The organism is Kitasatospora aureofaciens (assembly GCF_001188955.3).
GTDB lineage: Bacteria > Actinomycetota > Actinomycetes > Streptomycetales > Streptomycetaceae > Kitasatospora > Kitasatospora aureofaciens.
The window spans coordinates 49,876-66,236 of the sequence record NZ_JPRF03000037.1 but is presented as its reverse complement, the minus strand read 5'-3'; the positions used below and the strand labels follow the sequence as shown (position 1 = coordinate 66,236).

Annotated in this window: 12 protein-coding genes and 1 tRNA gene; 8 read left to right on the top strand and 5 right to left on the bottom strand. The window is 71.8% G+C overall.

Annotation, left to right across the window (positions count from 1 at the left end):
• Positions 1-111: 111 nt before the first annotated feature.
• Together purF and purM are read left to right on the top strand one after the other, a co-directional pair.
• A complete protein-coding gene (purF, locus tag HS99_RS24650) occupies positions 112-1,695 on the top strand; it encodes an amidophosphoribosyltransferase (RefSeq protein ID WP_030289498.1) in 1,584 nt (527 codons plus the stop codon).
• 83 nt (positions 1,696-1,778) lie between these two features.
• Entirely contained in the window at positions 1,779-2,864 is a 1,086-nt protein-coding gene (gene purM / locus HS99_RS24645; protein ID WP_030289497.1) for a phosphoribosylformylglycinamidine cyclo-ligase, read from the top strand.
• Positions 2,865-3,057: 193 nt separating this feature from the next.
• Here the strand turns inward: purM and HS99_RS24640 are convergent, their stop codons facing one another.
• Complete coding sequence (locus HS99_RS24640) at positions 3,058-3,315, bottom strand: DUF3073 domain-containing protein (RefSeq protein WP_030289496.1); 258 nt, start codon at positions 3,313-3,315, stop codon at positions 3,058-3,060.
• Between the two features lie 383 nt (positions 3,316-3,698).
• Positions 3,699-4,856, bottom strand: a complete 1,158-nt coding sequence (locus HS99_RS24635; RefSeq protein WP_030289494.1) for a Glu/Leu/Phe/Val dehydrogenase dimerization domain-containing protein — start codon at positions 4,854-4,856, stop codon at positions 3,699-3,701.
• Between the two features lie 208 nt (positions 4,857-5,064).
• On the opposite strand from HS99_RS24635, the gene HS99_RS24630 reads away from it, so the two are divergent.
• Positions 5,065-5,967: a DUF8083 family protein gene (locus HS99_RS24630; RefSeq protein WP_465389164.1), complete on the top strand. Its 903-nt coding sequence runs from the start codon at positions 5,065-5,067 to the stop codon at positions 5,965-5,967.
• Between the two features lie 487 nt (positions 5,968-6,454).
• Positions 6,455-6,661, top strand: coding sequence for a developmental transcriptional regulator BldC (gene bldC / locus HS99_RS24625; protein WP_014137253.1), 207 nt, complete (start codon positions 6,455-6,457; stop codon positions 6,659-6,661).
• Positions 6,662-7,008: 347 nt separating this feature from the next.
• On the opposite strand, the gene HS99_RS24620 is transcribed toward bldC, so the two are convergent.
• Both HS99_RS24620 and hrpA read right to left on the bottom strand, forming a co-directional pair.
• Positions 7,009-7,082: transfer RNA gene (locus HS99_RS24620), tRNA-Asp, on the bottom strand.
• A gap of 130 nt (positions 7,083-7,212) precedes the next feature.
• Complete coding sequence (hrpA, locus tag HS99_RS24615) at positions 7,213-11,193, bottom strand: ATP-dependent RNA helicase HrpA (RefSeq protein WP_030556699.1); 3,981 nt, start codon at positions 11,191-11,193, stop codon at positions 7,213-7,215.
• Between the two features lie 176 nt (positions 11,194-11,369).
• On the opposite strand from hrpA, the gene HS99_RS24610 reads away from it, so the two are divergent.
• Complete coding sequence (locus tag HS99_RS24610; RefSeq protein WP_030289489.1) at positions 11,370-11,888, top strand: SigE family RNA polymerase sigma factor; 519 nt, start codon at positions 11,370-11,372, stop codon at positions 11,886-11,888.
• Positions 11,885-12,892: a hypothetical protein gene (locus HS99_RS24605; RefSeq protein ID WP_030556701.1), complete on the top strand. Its 1,008-nt coding sequence runs from the start codon at positions 11,885-11,887 to the stop codon at positions 12,890-12,892. The genes HS99_RS24610 and HS99_RS24605 overlap by 4 nt, the downstream gene beginning before the upstream one ends.
• Positions 12,893-13,091: 199 nt before the next feature.
• Here the strand turns inward: HS99_RS24605 and HS99_RS24600 are convergent, their stop codons facing one another.
• The gene (locus HS99_RS24600) at positions 13,092-14,051 is read right to left on the bottom strand and encodes a LysR family transcriptional regulator (protein ID WP_030556702.1); all 960 of its coding nucleotides are present in this window, start codon (positions 14,049-14,051) and stop codon (positions 13,092-13,094) included.
• A gap of 264 nt (positions 14,052-14,315) precedes the next feature.
• Here HS99_RS24600 and HS99_RS24595 point away from each other — a divergent pair, with 264 nt between their 5' ends.
• Positions 14,316-15,236 (top strand): zinc-binding dehydrogenase, encoded by a 921-nt coding sequence (locus HS99_RS24595; RefSeq protein WP_030555279.1) that lies wholly within the window; start codon positions 14,316-14,318, stop codon positions 15,234-15,236.
• Positions 15,237-15,259: 23 nt separating this feature from the next.
• Positions 15,260-16,303, top strand: a complete 1,044-nt coding sequence (locus HS99_RS24590; RefSeq protein ID WP_078867630.1) for an alpha/beta hydrolase family protein — start codon at positions 15,260-15,262, stop codon at positions 16,301-16,303.
• Positions 16,304-16,361: the final 58 nt, after the last annotated feature.

Here is a 16,361-nt window from a genome sequence, read left to right as displayed (position 1 = left end):
AATTCCCGGCCCCGTAAGGGGTTTTGTCTACGCGCGTTACTCCGCGATCGCCGACCGAACCGGACGTCCCGGGTTCCGGAAGCCCTGGTCAACTGCCCTAGACTCGAAGGCGTGCCACGTGGTGACGGAAGACTCAACCACGATCTTCTTCCCGGCGAGAAAGGCCCCCAGGACGCGTGTGGCGTCTTCGGTGTCTGGGCTCCCGGCGAGGAGGTCGCCAAGCTCACGTTCTTCGGCCTTTACGCCCTGCAGCACCGCGGTCAGGAATCCGCGGGCATCGCAGTGAGCAACGGCTCCCAGATTCTCGTCTTCAAGGACATGGGGCTCGTCTCCCAGGTCTTCGACGAGGCCTCGCTGGGGTCGTTGCACGGGCATATCGCCGTCGGACACGCCCGCTACTCGACCACCGGTTCCTCGGTCTGGGAGAACGCCCAGCCGACCTTCCGGGCGACCGTGCACGGTTCGCTGGCCCTCGGGCACAACGGAAACCTGGTGAACACCGCCGAACTGGCGGCCATGGTCGCCGAACTGCCCGGCGAGGAGCACGTCTCGCGCTCCGGCCGGACCGCCGCGACCAACGACACCGACCTGGTGACCGCCCTGCTGGCCGGCCACCCGGACCTCTCCATCGAGGAGACGGCCAAGGTCGTGCTGCCCAAGGTCAAGGGCGCCTTCTCGCTCGTCTTCATGGACGAGCACACCCTCTACGCCGCCCGCGACCCGCAGGGCATCCGCCCGCTGGTGCTCGGCCGGCTGGAGCGCGGCTGGGTGGTCGCCTCCGAGACGGCGGCGCTGGACATCTGCGGCGCCTCCTTCATCCGCGAGGTCGAGCCCGGCGAGCTCATCGCCATCGACGAGAACGGCATGCGCACCTCCCGCTTCGCCGAGGCGAAGCCCAAGGGCTGCGTGTTCGAGTACGTCTACCTGGCCCGCCCCGACACCTCCATCGCCGGCCGCAACGTGCACCTCTCCCGGGTGGAGATGGGCCGCCGACTGGCGAAGGAGGCGCCCGTCGAGGCCGACCTGGTGATAGCCACGCCCGAGTCCGGCACCCCCGCCGCGATCGGCTACGCCGAGGCCAGCGGCATCCCGTACGGCTCCGGCCTGGTGAAGAACGCCTACGTGGGCCGCACCTTCATCCAGCCCAGCCAGACCATCCGCCAGCTCGGCATCCGGCTCAAGCTCAACCCGCTGCGCGAGGTCATCCAGGGCAAGCGCCTGGTGGTCGTGGACGACTCGATCGTGCGCGGCAACACCCAGCGCGCGCTGGTGAAGATGCTGCGCGAGGCGGGCGCCGCCGAGGTGCACATCCGGATCTCCTCACCGCCGGTGAAGTGGCCCTGCTTCTTCGGCATCGACTTCGCCACCCGCGCGGAGCTGATCGCCAACGGCATGACCATCGAGGAGATCGGCCGCACGCTCGGCGCCGACTCGCTCGCGTACATCTCGATCGACGGCATGATCGAGGCCACCAAGCAGCCCAAGGACAAGCTCTGCCGGGCCTGCTTCGACGGCGAGTACCCGATGGAGCTGCCGGACCCGGCGCTGCTCGGCAAGCTCCTGCTGGAGGCCGAGATCAAGGGCGGCCAGCAGCAGCCGGCCGTCCGCGGCAAGCCGACCAGCGGCAGCGACCTGGACGGCGTCCAGTCGCTGCTCGGCGGGGCGGGCGCGGCCGACGCGCTGCGCCGCCCGTAACGAACGCACGGTGGGGTCCCGCGAACCGGGGCCCCACCGCTGTTTCCGAACCACCCCCACCTGACCCGAAAGGGCCGCACGCAGTGACCAGCAACCAGAACGGCGCCACCTACGCCGCCGCCGGTGTCGACATCGAGGCGGGCGACCGCGCCGTCGAGCTCATGAAGCAGTGGGTGAGGAAGGCCAACCGCCCCGAGGTGGTCGGCGGTCTCGGCGGCTTCGCCGGCCTCTTCGACGTGTCCGCCTTCAAGGACTACGAGCGGCCGCTGCTGGCCTCGGCCACCGACGGCGTGGGGACCAAGGTGGCCATCGCGGCCGCCATGGACAAGCACGACACCATCGGCCACGACCTGGTCGGCATGGTCGTGGACGACATCGTGGTGTGCGGCGCCGAGCCGCTGTTCATGACCGACTACATCTGCGTCGGCAAGGTCGTCCCGGAGCGGGTCGCCTCGATCGTCAAGGGCATCGCAGAGGGCTGCGCGCTGGCCGGCTGCGCCCTGGTCGGCGGCGAGACCGCCGAGCACCCGGGCCTGCTCGGCCCGGACGAGTACGACGTCGCGGGCGCCGGCACCGGTGTGGTCGAGGCCGACGCGCTGCTGGGCTCCGAGCGGGTCCGGGCGGGCGACGTGGTGATCGCGATGGCCGCCTCCGGCCTGCACTCCAACGGCTACTCGCTGGTCCGCCACGTGCTGCTGAACCAGGCCGGCTGGAAGCTGGACCGCAAGGTCGAGGAGTTCGGCCGCACCCTCGGCGAGGAGCTGCTGGAGCCGACCCGGATCTACTCGCTGGACTGCCTGGCGCTCACCCGCGCGACCGAGGTGCACGCCTTCTCGCACGTGACCGGCGGCGGCCTGGCGGCCAACCTGGCCCGGGTCATCCCGGACGGCCTGCACGCCCGCCTGGACCGCGGCACCTGGACCCCGCTGCCGGTCTTCCGGACCGTCGCCGAGGTCGGCAAGGTGGCCACCCTGGAGCTGGAGAAGACGCTCAACATGGGTGTCGGCATGGTCGCCGTCGTCCCGCCGCACTCGGTGGACGTGGTGCTGTCGATCCTGGAGGACCGCGGCGTCGAGGCCTGGCTGCTCGGTGACATCGTCGAGCGCACCGACGAGCACACGGAGGGCGCGGCCCTCTACAACGCCTACGAGGGCTTCACGGCGGGCTGACGGCCCGTCCGGCCCCGTTGACGGCAGAGGCCCCTCCGGTGCACCGGAGGGGCCTCTGCCGCACGTCTGCGGCGGTCACCCTGGCCTGGCAACCGACGGCTGTCGTCCGCGACGGCGCCGGATCCGCCCGGAGGAACGCCGAAGACCGGTCCGGCACCCAGGGGCGCCCGGACCGGTCCGGCGAAGCTGTGGGTTACGAGCGGCGGGATGCCCGCGACGGCCCGTTGCCCGGCTCGTTGTCGTCCTCGTCGTCGAGGTCGGCGTAGCGGGCGGCGTACTCCGCGTACGGGTCGTCGTCCTCCTCCTCCTCGATCGGCTCCGGGTCGATCGAAGCGGTGGACGGCGATACGCCCAGCTCGTTGGACAGACGGTTAGCGTCGAACCCGCCGCTGTTGTACTTCAGCTCGCGGGCGACCTTCGTCTGCTTGGCCTTGGCCCGGCCGCGCCCCATGGGTCGACCCCCTCAACGATGGGGCTCACGGCCCCGAGTCTGACACGTGTTCATGATCAGGACCGGCCTGCCCGAATGGGAGGACCGTCCCTTGGAGCATTAACGGTACCTGTTTCCGCCGCTGGACGGTACGTCGTCGGTGTGACGTGGCGCGCACCGACTGCACCAACGACCGGGTCTTCCCAGGTCAGAGGAGGTTTTGCGGCGTTTTGCACGCTGTCCGGAGGTGTTCGGGGTCCGTCGTTCCAGGACCGATTATCCCCCCTGGGGGGGCCTGGGATCACCCGTTCGGGCGGAGAAGTGAGAATCCGGTTCCACATCGTGATGCGCGGGGGGCCGACGGTGACGGCCCCCCGCGCACCGGCTCACCGGAGCGGGCCCGGTCAGCCGCGGCGGGCGCCCGGCAGCAGGACCGTGCGCAGCGCGCTGATCTCGCGCATCCGCTTCTCGGCCAGGCGGTCGGCGGCGACCGCCGGCGGGACGCCGTCGGCGGCTGCCCGGGTGAAGATCTCCAGGGTGGTGTCGAAGATCTTGGTGGCCTTGTTCTTGGCCCGCTCGAAGTTGAAGCCGTCGATCTCGTCGGCGACCTGGATCACGCCGCCGGAGTTCACCAGGTAGTCGGGGGCGTAGAGGATGCCGCGGTCGGACAGGTCCTTCTCGACGCCCGGGTGGGCCAGCTGGTTGTTGGCCGCGCCGCAGACGATGGAGGTGCCGAACTCGCTGAGCGCCGCGACCACGGGGTCGGTCAGCGCGCCGCCGAGGGCGCAGGGGGCGTAGACGTCCAGCTTGGCCTGGAGCAGGGCGGTGGTGTCGGCGACCACCTCCACCTCCGGGTGGGCCGCGCGCACGCGGTTGACGGCGGCCTCGAAGGGGTCGGTGACGACCACGGTGGCGCCGTCCGCGACCAGGTGGCCGACCAGGTAGTGGCCGACCTTGCCGACGCCCGCGACGCCGACCCGCTTGCCGCGCAGGGTGGGCTGGCCCCAACGGGCCTGGGCGGAGGCGCGCATGCCCTGGAAGACGCCGAAGGCGGTCAGGATCGACGAGTCGCCGGCGCCGCCGTGCTCGGGCGAGCGGCCGGTCACGAACTCGGTCTCGCGCGCGATGACGTCCATGTCCTGGACGTAGGTGCCCACGTCGCAGGCGGTGATGTAGCGGCCGCGCAGGGACTCGACGAAGCGGCCGTAGGCCCGGAGCATCGCCTCGTTCTTGTCCTTGTTCGGGTCACCGATGATGACGGCCTTGCCGCCGCCGAGGTCGAGGCCGGCGAGCGCGTTCTTGTAGGACATCCCGCGGGAGAGGTTCAGCGCGTCCTCCAGGGCCGCCTCCTCGGAGGCGTACGGGAAGAAGCGGGTGCCGCCGAGGGCGGGGCCGAGGGCGGTGGAGTGGATGGCGATGATCGCCTTGAGCCCGGAGCTGCGGTCGTGGCAGAGGACGACCTGCTCGTGGCCGTCGCCGGGGGCGCCGTCCTGCTCGGTGCGGAAGATCCTGCTGAGCACGCCGGGTGCGGGGTGCGTGGCCGGGGTCTGTACGTCGGTCACTGTGGTGACTCCAGTATCGAAAGGCCCGCTGCTGTGGTGCGGGCGCCTAAGCCGAAGAGTAGTCGGGCGGGGGCCGCTGATCCGCCGTCTTGTCCGAGCTTGTGCCGGTTGTCCGAAGGGTGAGACGGAGGAGCTCGCGCGGTGCGGGGACGAACGGTTCGCAGGCGCGCCCTCCCGGCGCCGCGCGGCGCGTGCGACCATGCAGGACGTGACCGTCGTACGCACTTCCGTACTGCCGCCCTACGCCGCCCACCTGCGCGTCTACGAGCCGCTGGCGGCCTACCCGGAACCCGAGCGGGCGGACTGGCAGGCCTACGCGGCGGAGCACGGGCCGGACGCGTCGGCGGCCGAGCAGTCGGTGGCCGCGGCGGTGCTGGAGGAGCAGCGGGAGGCGCTCGCGGAGCTGGCCGCCCGCACGCCGAGGGCGCTGCCGGAGAAGGAGAGCGGGCGGGCGTACCTGCGGATCGTCGACGGCGTACTGTACGTGTGCCCGTGGGCGACCAGGCTGCGCAGCTGGCAGGCGCTGGAGGAGCTGCGGGCGGGGGCTCCGGTGGCGCTGCTGGACACCGCGGTGCCGCCGGTGACCAGGGCGGCCGCCGAGGCGGACCGGGAGCGCTGGCTGGCCGGGCACCCGGACGCCCGGCCGTGGATCCTCACCAGCCGGTGGGAGGTGCCGGTGCGCTGGTTCCTCCCGTTCGGGGACGAGGACCGTTGCTTCGTGCCGGGGGGTACGGACGGGGAGGGAGTGGAGGGGGAGCGGGGGAGGCCGGCGGCGCTGTTCTACCTGGTGCCGATGGCCCAGGCGCGGCGCCGGGTGGCGCGGGCCTACCGGGCTCTGCGCGAGGCGGTGCCGGAGGGGGAGTTGGTGCGCGGGGCGGAGCAGGTCGGGCGGTGGCTGGAGGAGTTCCACCCGCGCTCGCTGGTGGAGCTGGACTACGGGGGGCTGGTGCATCTGCTGGGGCCGGAGAGGCTGTTGGCGGACCGTTCGGCGGGGGAGCTGGAGGACGGGCTGCGGGCGCTGCGGGCGGGGGACACCGCCGAGGCGCTGCGCGCGTACGGGGAACTGACGGTGCGCTGGCGGCGGGTGCTTGCGCTGCGGCAGGCGAACTGACGTCCGACCGCCCGTGTATGACTGGGAGGGGTCTTTGGTCCGCAACGGCTCCGACCGAGGTCCCGGTTCGGGTCAATAGCTGCCGAACGTGACACTACTCACCGTTGACGCGAACTTACCCCTATGTGCAAAAATGGGACAACCAGCCCAACTTCACGTGAGCGTGCCCACTTTTGGGTGGTTCTGGAGTCGATGCGTGCTTTGCGGGGAAACGGAGGGTCTGGTCCCCTCGTAACCGGACGTCACTGTCGAGTGACTGTCCGTTATGGGGTGGTCCATCGCCATCCGTCGGCCTTGAACCCGTGAGGGGTCAATTTTGGCGGTTTGGTCGATAGGGCTGGACGGATGGTGTAGTTGTAGACACCAGGACAAGCCGTTCGTCCTATAACCGACTCGGTCCGTCTATGCCATTTAGGGCATCGCGGGCCAAGGTGCAGAATTTGAAGGATAGAACCGCCCTGGTTCGGTTCTCCCGAGGAGGCCGCTCATGACCGCTCGTACCCCTGATGCTGAGCCGCTGCTGACGCCGGCGGAGGTTGCCACCATGTTCCGCGTTGACCCGAAGACGGTCACCCGCTGGGCCAAGGCGGGCAAGCTGACGTCGATCCGCACGCTCGGCGGTCACCGTCGTTACCGTGAGGCGGAGGTGCGTGCCCTGCTGGCCGGGATTCCCGCTCAGCGCACTGAGGCCTGATTAGGCCGAAGGCTCTTTCAAAGGGGCCGCTGACCGGACTCCGCCGGGTCCGGTCAGCGGCCCCTTTGTCGTGCCCGGAGCGCGCTTCGCGAGGGTCGGAATGCTGAACTCCGGATAACGATTTGGTGCACGTGGTGCGGGGGGGATTTACAGTGAATAGAAGTGCAATTTTACATATTAAATTAGTGGACTCAAGAACCGACTGTTTCCGGGGTCGTTCCCGGAGGCATCGAGTGGCGACGATCACAGCACCTGCCGCTTGTGGCCCGGACCTGGTGCCTGGTAGAAGCCGAAAACCAAAAGCGAGAGGCCCGGAACCTGACGGTTCCGGGCCTCTCGCGCTACGGCGATCCCGACGGGACTTGAACCCGCGACCTCCACCTTGACAGGGTGGCGAGCTAACCAACTGCTCCACGGGACCAGAGTTTTCTGATCTCGTTCACTCGCTTGCCGCGCTGCGAACAAGACAGATCGTAGCCCATGGTGGGCCTCCAGGTCGAACTGGCTCCTGAAGGCCCACCGCGCACCCGCAGCTCAGGGCGCCGCCCGGGTCACAGGGTCGCCCGGGCCGCCTCCATCGCCTTCATGATCCGCTTCTCCGAGACCGGGCTCGGCGTGCCCAGCGACTGGGCGAAGAAGCTGACCCGCAGCTCCTCGATCATCCAGCGGATCGCCCGCACCTCTTCGGAGGGCTGCCGCCCGGGCGGTACGGCCGCCAGCAGCTCCCCGTACGCCTGCTGCACCTGCTGGACCTTCAGCAGCTGCTGGGCGTCCCGCTGCGGGTGGTTGGGCAGCGCCTCCAGCCGGCGGTCCACCGCCAGCAGGTAGCGCTTGAGGTCGGGCAGCCGCTGCCAGCCGGTGGCCGTCACGAAGCCCGGGTGCACCAGCGAGGCCAGGTGCAGCCGGACGTCGTTCACCGCGTTCAGCAGCACTGGGCTGCTCACCGACTTCAGCCGGGTCGAGGCCTTGTGGAAGGCGATCAGCGCGGTGGCCGTCTTCAGCGTGGTGTCCGCGGACAGGTCGTACAGGTCCGCCCGCACCTTGTCGTGCAGCTTGCCGAAGGCCGCCTCGTCCCAGGCCGGGCCGCCGGCCAGGGCCATCAGCCGGTCCGTCGCGGCCGAGACGACGTCCTCGAACAGGGCGTTGATCGAGCCGTGCGGGCTGTGCGAGAGCGCCAGCTTCGCCTGGTTGCCCAGCCGGCCCTGGATCGACTTGGCCGGGGAGGTGGTGGTCAGCATCAGCAGTCGGCGCGTCCCCTCCCACATCGCGTGGGCCTGGGCCTCCGGGGTGTCGAACAGCTTCACGCCCACCGAGGAGCCCTCGTCCACCAGCGCCGGGTAGGCGCGCAGCGAATGGCCGCGCGAGCGCTGCTCGAAGGTGCGCTGGAGCACCGGCAGCCCGGCCGGCCAGGCGGTCAGGCCGCTCTGCTCGATGCCCTTGCCGGAGGCTGCAGAGGAGAGCGTCTCCTTGAGCTTGGGCTTGAGCTTCAGCCGCAGCTCCTCCAGGTCCTTGGACTCGGCGAGCCTGCGCTTGCCGTCCACCACCCGGAAGGTCACCTTGAGGTGTTCCGGCACCCGCTCGTCGTCCCAGGCCTCCGGCGGCACCGTGACGGCCGTCAGGCGCTTCAGGGCGTGCTCCAGGGACGGCAGCAAGGGCTCCTGGCGGTCCTTCACCTGGCGCAGGGCCGCCTTGGCGAAGTCCGGGGCCGGCACGAAGTTGCGCCGGATCGCCTTGGGCAGCGACTTGATGTACGCGGTGACCAGCTCCTCCCGCAGGCCGGGGATCTGCCAGTCGAAGCCCTCCGCGGTGACCTGGTTGAGCACCGGCAGCGGGATGTGGACGGTCACGCCGTCCGCGTCGCTGCCCGGCTCGAACTGGTAGGTCAGCTTGAAGCGCAGCTTGCCCTGCTGCCAGTAGTCCGGGTAGTCGGCCTCGGTGACGCCGTCCGCGGCGTCGTTGATCAGCATCGACTTCTCGAAGTTCAGCAGGTCCGGCTGCTCGTGCCGGGCCTTCTTCCACCAGGAGTCGAAGTGCCGGGTGGAGACGACCTCGTCGGGCAGCCGGGCGTCGTAGAAGTCGAACAGGGTCTGGTCGTCCACCAGGATGTCCCGGCGGCGGGCCCGGTTCTCCAGCTCCTCGACCTCGCCGAGCAGCTTGCGGTTCTCGGCGAAGAACCGGTGGTGGGTCTCCCAGTCGCCCTCGACCAGCGCGTTGCGGATGAACAGCTCGCGGCAGAGCTCCGGGTCGATCCGGCCGTAGTTGACCTTGCGCTGGGCGACGATCGGCATCCCGTAGAGGGTCACCTTCTCGTACGCCAGCACGGCGCCGGCCTTCTTCTCCCAGTGCGGCTCGCTGTAGCTGCGCTTGATCAGGTGCCCGGCCAGCGGCTCGACCCACTCGGGCTCGATCCTCGCGTTGATCCGGGCCCACAGCCGGGAGGTCTCCACCAGCTCGGCCGACATCACCCAGCGCGGGGGCTTCTTGAACAGGCCGGAGCCCGGGAAGACCGCGAAGCGGGCGCCGCGGGCGCCGCCGTACTCGCGCTTCTCCACGTCGAACAGGCCGATGTGGGAGAGCAGCCCGGCCAGCAGCGACTGGTGGATCCGGTCGGCGTCCGGCTCGGCATCGGGGTGAGGCTCCTCGATCGTCACCCCCAACTGCTTGGCGACGGTGCGCAGCTGGGTGTAGACGTCCTGCCACTCCCGTATCCGCAGGTAGTTGAGGAACTCCGACTTGCACATCCGGCGGAACGCCGAGGAGGAGAGCTCCTTCTGCTGCTCCCGGACGTAGCGCCACATCGCCAGGTAGGAGAGGAAGTCCGAGGTCTCCGAGGAGAACCGGCGGTGCCGCTCGTCGGCGGCCTGGCGCTTCTCGGCGGGGCGCTCGCGCGGGTCCTGGATGGACAGCGCGGCGGCGATCACCATGACGTCGCGCACGCAGCCGTTGCGGTCCGCCTCCAGCACCATGCGGGCCATCCGCGGGTCCACCGGGAGCTGGGCGAGCTTGCGGCCGAGCGCGGTCAGGCGCTTGCGCGGGTCCTTCTCGTCCGGGTCCAGCGCGCCCAGCTCGTGCAGCAGGTGGACGCCGTCCTTGATGTTGCGCGAGTCCGGCGGGTCCAGGAACGGGAAGGCGGAGATGTCGCCCAGGCCGGCCGCGGTCATCTGGAGGATCACCGAGGCGAGGTTGGTGCGCAGGATCTCGGCGTCGGTGAACTCGGGGCGGGAGAGGAAGTCCTCCTCCGAGTACAGCCGGATGCAGATGCCGTCCGAGGTGCGGCCGCAGCGGCCCTTGCGCTGGTTGGCGCTGGCCTGGCTGATCGCCTCGATCGGCAGCCGCTGCACCTTGGTGCGGTGGCTGTAGCGGGAGATCCGGGCGGTGCCCGGGTCGATCACGTACTTGATGCCGGGGACGGTCAGCGAGGTCTCGGCCACGTTGGTGGCCAGCACGATCCGGCGCAGGTTGGAGCGCTGGAACACCCGGTGCTGCTCGGCCGAGCTGAGGCGGGCGTAGAGCGGGAGGACCTCGGTGTTCCTCAGCTTCAGCTTGGTGAGGGCGTCGGCGGTGTCGCGGATCTCGCGCTCGCCGGAGAGGAAGACCAGGATGTCGCCCGGGCCCTCGTCCTGCAGTTCCTGGGCGGCGTCGCAGATCGCCTGGATCTGGTCGCGGTCGCGGTCCGCCTCGTCGGCCTCGTCCTCGCCGTCGTCGATCACCGGGCGGTAGCGGACCTCGACGGGGTACGTCCGGCCGGAGACCTCGATGATCGGAGCGTCGCCGAAGTGCCGGGAGAAGCGCTCGGGGTCGATCGTCGCGGAGGTGATCACGACCTTGAGGTCGGGGCGGCGGGGGAGCAGCTGCTTGAGGTAGCCGAGCAGGAAGTCGATGTTGAGGCTGCGCTCGTGCGCCTCGTCGATGATCAGGGTGTCGTACTGGCGCAGATCGCGGTCGGTTTGGATCTCCGCCAGCAGGATGCCGTCCGTCATCAGCTTGACCAGGGTGTCCTGGCCGACCTGGTCGGTGAACCGGACCTTCCAGCCGACCGCCTCGCCGAGCGGGGTGTCCAGCTCCTCCGCGACGCGCTCGGCCACCGTACGGGCGGCGATCCGGCGCGGCTGGGTGTGACCGACCAGACCGCGCACGCCACGGCCCAGCTCCAGGCAGATCTTCGGGATCTGGGTGGTCTTGCCGGACCCGGTCTCACCTGCGACGATCACCACCTGGTGGTCCCGGATGGCCTCCAGGATGTCGTCCTTCTTCTGGCTGACCGGAAGCTCGGCCGGGTACGTGATCTTCGGCACGGCGCCCCGGCGCTGCTCGACCAGCAGCTCGGCGCGGTCGATGTCGGCGGCGATCTCGGCGGCGATCTTCTGCCTGGCCTCGGGTTTGCGGACCCTGCGGGCCCCCTCCAGCCGGCGCCCGATCCGCACCTCGTCGCGCAGGGTCAGCTCGGGCAGGCGGGCGGCCAGCTCACCGATTCCGGGACCCTCGGCGGGTACGGGGGCGGACTGGACTGCGGGAGAACTCACTGCGGGCATCCCTCTAGGTTCGCAAGGAGGCACGGCGGAGCGCACCTCGGTTTTCGAGCCCCTCCAGTGTCACAGCCGCCGGTGGCGAATCGCGAACGACTGGTCACGAATCGCGAACGACTGGTCGCGGACGCCGGGCAACGATCGGCGGCGATTCCGGGCTCTGGGGGTTCGAGGAGGTGCTCATGGGAGCCCAGAAGACCGCCCGGGACGACGAGTTCCGGGCGTTCGCCGGCAGCGCGTGGTCACGACTGCTGCGGACGGCGTACCTGCTGGCGGGGGACCGCCACGGCGCCGAGGACCTGGTCCAGCAGGCCCTGGAACGGGCCTACGTCCACTGGACCAAGGTGCGCGCCGCGGACGACCCGAACGCCTACGTGCGCCGGATCCTGGTCAACGAGCACGCCCGGCGGTTCCGGCGCAGACCGGCCGAGTACCTGGTCGAGGCCTTCCCCGACCGGCCCGCCCCGACCGGGCCCGACCCGGACGCCCGGGCCGTGCTGCTCGCCGCGCTCGCCGCCCTGCCGCCCCGCCAGCGGGAGGCCGTCGTGCTGCGGTACTGGGAGGACCTCAGCGAGTCCCAGACCGCGGCGGCCATGGGCTGCTCGGTCGGCACGGTCAAGAGCCAGGCGGCCAGGGGGCTGGCCAAGCTCCGGGAGACCTCCTCACTCAGCGAGCTGACGACCGTCGGAGGCGGAAGATGAGCAACGAGGACATGGCCGGGGCCGAGGCCGCGGCGTCGTACGGGTTGAGCGAGGTGGCCGAGAGCATCGAGATCGGCGCCGTCCCGTACGACCGGCTGCTGGCCGGGGGCCGGCGCAGGCTGCGGCGCCGGCGGCTGCTGACCGGTGGCGCGGGCGCGGTGCTGGTGGTGGCGGTGGCCGGGGCGGGGACGGCGATCGGCGGGTACGGGCGGGAGGCCGGCGGCGCCTCGGTGGCGGCCGTGTCCTCCGCGGCCGCGCTCGTTCCGGGCAGGTCATCGGTGTCGGGCACGCCGTCGGCCTCGGCCTTCCCCTCGCCGGTGGCCTCGCCGTCCCCGGTGGTCGCACCAGCGGCTACGGCCACCCCGGCGGCCATCCCGACGGTCACGCCGACCGCTTCGGCCGCTTCGTCGCGGACCCCGCGGGACCCGTTCACCCCGGTCCGGGCCAAGATCGGCGAGGGCGCCGTCAACGGACACACCATGGAGGTCTGGGTCGCCCTGTGGCCGGCGGCCCGGACCGCGGAGGACGGCCTCAAACAGGGTGAGCTGATCTGGACGGAGCGGCGTGCCGCCGACCCGACGCTGCCGGCCGACCCCGCGGAGAGCGGCAACCCGGTCTGGGACCTGCAGGCCGACCGGGTCGACGTCTACCTGGTCGCGGACGGCAAGCGGCAGCCCGGGGACTTCGTGGACGCGACCACCGCTCCGGGCGGGACGGCGAAGGACGACACGGGCCCCACCAAGGGCGTGATGCTCAACCGGGTGACCGGGGAGGCGAGCCGGCCGGACATGGTGGCCGTCTCGGTCGGACCGGAGGTCGCCAGGGTCGTGGTCAGCTGGAAGACCGGCGGCTCCGTGGCCGCGGTCCCGGTCGCGGTCGGGGACTCCCCTGTGCACTGGTACGCCGTCGTCCGCAGGCTGGGCTCCACCGGCAACACCGGCAACACCGCCACCTCCTTCGCCGCGGACGGGTCGGTGCTGGGGGTCCGGAACACCTGGTGGTGACCGGCGGCGGGACACGGGTCGAGCCACCGCCGCACCCGGTTGTCCGTGCCGTGCGGCACAGTGGGCCCCGGATGTGACCGGGTGTCAACTGTGCGGGAGGCGGCCGTCGATGAGCGTGGCGACGGGCCTGTCGGTCGGCCGGGTGGGGCTTCGGGGTCTCCGTGACCACCGCCGGCACCGGGTCCGCCTCGCCAGGCCGCTACGGCCGGAGGGCGGCTTCGTCGGCGTCCGGGAGCCAGTCGCGGGACGGGTCGTACTCCAGCCACCGGCTTCGGGCGGCCTCGGCGGTGAACGCCCTCAACAGGCGGTCCAGTTGGCCGTCGCTCTCGGGTGCCCGGTCGGTCCGCCAGAGCAGTGACCAGGCGTACAGCGGGGTCGGATCGGCCAGCGGGACGGTGCGGACACCCGGGCGGTCCGGCAGCGGGCCGTCGGCGGGCACCAGGGAGAAGCAGCCCGGATCGGCGGCGACCTGATCGAGGAAGTGCTCCAGGCCCAGATTGGTCGAGCCGACCCGGGCGGTGACGTCGAACCGGGCGGCGAAGCGGGTCAGGAAGTCCAGCCGGTCCACCGCCGCCGGATAGCGCAGCACACTGCTGCGCAGCTCCGCCGGGCTCAGGGTGTCGCGGTCGGCCAGCGGATGGTCCGCGCTCAGCAGCGCGTCCACCGGTTCCAGGCGGACCAGCCGGTGCGTCAGCCCGGCGTCGGCGCCGTCCGGCAGGGCGTGCACCCGGCCGAACCCGGCGTCCGCCTCCCCGCGCAGCAGCGCCGCCGCCACCGACGGCAGGTCCCGCCCCGGCACCGGCTCCACCTCCAGGCCGGGTGCCGCGTCCACCGCCTGTGCGAGGGTGCGCATCGGGGCGTACAGGTGTCCCCACACGTCGATCCGCAACGGCCGTCCGGTTTCCTGTGCGGCGGCCACTGCCAGGTCCCCCTGCGTGAGCACTCGCCGTGCGGGGCCCAGGAAGCGGGTGCCGGCTGCGGTCAGGGCGACGCCTCGGGCGTCGCGCTCCAGCAGGCGCAGGCCGAGGGCGGCCTCGAGGCGGGCGATGCGCTTGGAGAGGCCTTGTTGGCTGATGGCCAGGCGGGTGGCGGCTCGGCCGAAGTGGAGTTCTTCGGCGGTGGTCACGAAGGCTCGTACCTGTCCCAGATCCAGATCCACCTGGGGAACCCTAGCGGGGGGTTGTCGTTGGGGGTGGGGGCTCCCGGGAGGGTGGGTGACGCCGGGGCGCACCCCTCTCGCCCTGGTTGGGTGGGGCGCGGGTGGGGGCTTGCGGTGGGCACGCGGGCTTTGCCCTGAGCGCCCACGAGGGAGGGGTGGGGTGCGGCTGTGACAGCTGATGGTTGTCGTCGCTGTCCGGTGGTTGTTGGACCGGGGGGCGGTGGGGGCGGTGGAGTGGGGGCTCCGACGAGGTGAGGAGCGGGGATGAAGGCGCTGGTGGCGACGGGGGACGCGGTGGAGCCGGTGCGGTTCGCGGAGGTGGAGCAGCCGCAGCCGGGGCCGGGGGAGGTGTTGGTGAAGGTGGAGGCCTTCTCGGTGAACCGGGGGGAGACGTTCCAGCTGGAGGCGCCCAGGGACGGGTGGCGGCCGGGGAAGGACGTGGCCGGGCTGGTGGTGCAGGCTGCGGCTGACGGGTCGGGGCCTGCGGTGTGTCGGCGGGTGGTGGGGCATCCGCCGGCGGCGGGGTGGGCCGAGTACGTGTGTGTGCCGGTGTCCTCGCTGGCCGAGCTGCCGGACAGCGTGGATGCCGTACGGGCGGCCGCGCTGCCGTTGGCGGGGCTGACCGCGTTGCGGCTGCTGCGCACGGTGGGGGCGGTGGCCGGGCGGCGGGTGCTGTTGACCGGGGCGTCCGGTGGGGTGGGGCACTACTTCACCGAGCTGGCCGCGGCGGCGGGGGCCGAGCTGACCGTCGTGACCGCTTCGCCGGAGCGCGGCCGGCGGCTGGCCGAGCTGGGGGCGGCCGAGGTGGTGCACGGGCTGGGTGAGGCCCGGGGCCCGTACGACCTGGTGCTGGAGTCCACGGGTGGGGACAACCTGCCGTTGGCGCTGGCCCGGCTGGACCGGCGCGGGACGCTGGTCTGGTTCGGCCAGGCCTCGCGCACGCCGGCCACGCTGAACTTCTTCGACTTCTTCGCCGGTCCCGAGTCGGCCGCCCTGCGGCACTTCCACTACGCCGACTCGGACGTCCCGGACGGCGAGGACCTGGCCACCCTGGTGCGCCTGGTGGGGGCGGGCCGGCTGACCCCGGAGATCGGCCTGGTCGCGCCCTGGGAGCGGACCGCGACCACCCTCACCGACCTGCGTGACCGGCGGATCCGCGGCAAGGCCGTGCTGACCGTCGCCTGATTGCCGGAAAAGGAGCTTTCATCGTGTCCTTCGTCGACACCCCCGGTCTGCTGCCCGCGTTCATCGCGGAGACCCGACCGCGTGCCCACGGCGCCGGTCTCGACCTGTACGAGTACGACCGGGTGACCGGGGCGCTGGGTTCGCTGCGCGACTGGCCGGCCGCGTTCGGCGCGGTCGGGCGCCGGTACGCCGCTGAGGCCGGGATCGCCGCTGCCCAGGGTCGTACGGTCACCGCGGGTGGTGCCTACCGCAGTGCCGCCCGCTGGTTCCACGCGGCCGGGCTGATGCCGCACCCCGACCGGGCGGGCGCCGCCCGGCTGGCCGCCGAGGCCGACGAGGCGATGCGGCAGTCGCTGGCGCTGCTGGAGCCGGAGGCGGCGCGGGTCGAGGGCGAGGGCTTCGCGGGCTGGCTGCGGCGCCCGGCGGAGTCCGGCGGTCCGGTGGTGCTGATCGTGCCGGGCATGGACTCCTCGAAGGAGGAGTTCCACGCGCTCGCCGACGCGCTGCTGGCCCGGGGGATCGCCGTGTTGGCGATCGACGGGCCCGGGCAGGGCGTGCTGGCGGCCACCAGTGCGCCGGAGCCGGACTACCACCGGGTGGTGGGCCGGGCGCTGGACGCGCTCGCGGCGCACGACGGCCTGGACCTCGGCCGCACCGCCGTGGTCGGGCTCAGCCTGGGCGGTTACTACGCGGCGATGGCCGCCGCCCACGAGCCGCGGCTGCGCGCCGCCGTGGCGGTCAGCGGTCCGTACCGGCTGGACTGGGCGGACCTGGTGCCGTTCGTCACCGAGACCCTCGGCCAGCGCTGCGGCGGCCCCGAGGCGGCCCGGGCCTTCGCCGACCGGCTCGACCTGACCGGGCTCGCGCCGACCATCACCCTGCCGCTGCTGGTGGTCGAGGGCGGCGAGGACCGCATCCCCGGCGTCACCAACGCCACCGTCCTCGCCGAGCACGCGCCGAACGCCGAGCTCCTCCTCGTCCCGCACGGCAACCACCTGCTCGGCACCGCCCTGCCCGACTGGCTCCCCGCCACCGCGGACTGGCTCGCCGCCCGGCTCGCCCGGTGAGGGGCGGTCGGGCGGCGGCTGAGGAGGGGAACGCCCCCGGCCTGATCACCTCTGCCGT

What these genes read in the sequence shown, in the direction of transcription:
- HS99_RS24640 (WP_030289496.1), bottom strand. Translation starts at nt 3,315, where the DNA reads ATGGGGCGCGGCCGGGCCAAGGCCAAGCAGACGAAGGTCGCCCGCGAG.
- bldC (WP_014137253.1), top strand. Translation starts at nt 6,455, where the DNA reads ATGACCGCTCGTACCCCTGATGCTGAGCCGCTGCTGACGCCGGCGGAG.
- hrpA (WP_030556699.1), bottom strand. Translation starts at nt 11,193, where the DNA reads ATGCCCGCAGTGAGTTCTCCCGCAGTCCAGTCCGCCCCCGTACCCGCC.
- HS99_RS24610 (WP_030289489.1), top strand. Translation starts at nt 11,370, where the DNA reads ATGGGAGCCCAGAAGACCGCCCGGGACGACGAGTTCCGGGCGTTCGCC.
- HS99_RS24605 (WP_030556701.1), top strand. Translation starts at nt 11,885, where the DNA reads ATGAGCAACGAGGACATGGCCGGGGCCGAGGCCGCGGCGTCGTACGGG.
- HS99_RS24595 (WP_030555279.1), top strand. Translation starts at nt 14,316, where the DNA reads ATGAAGGCGCTGGTGGCGACGGGGGACGCGGTGGAGCCGGTGCGGTTC.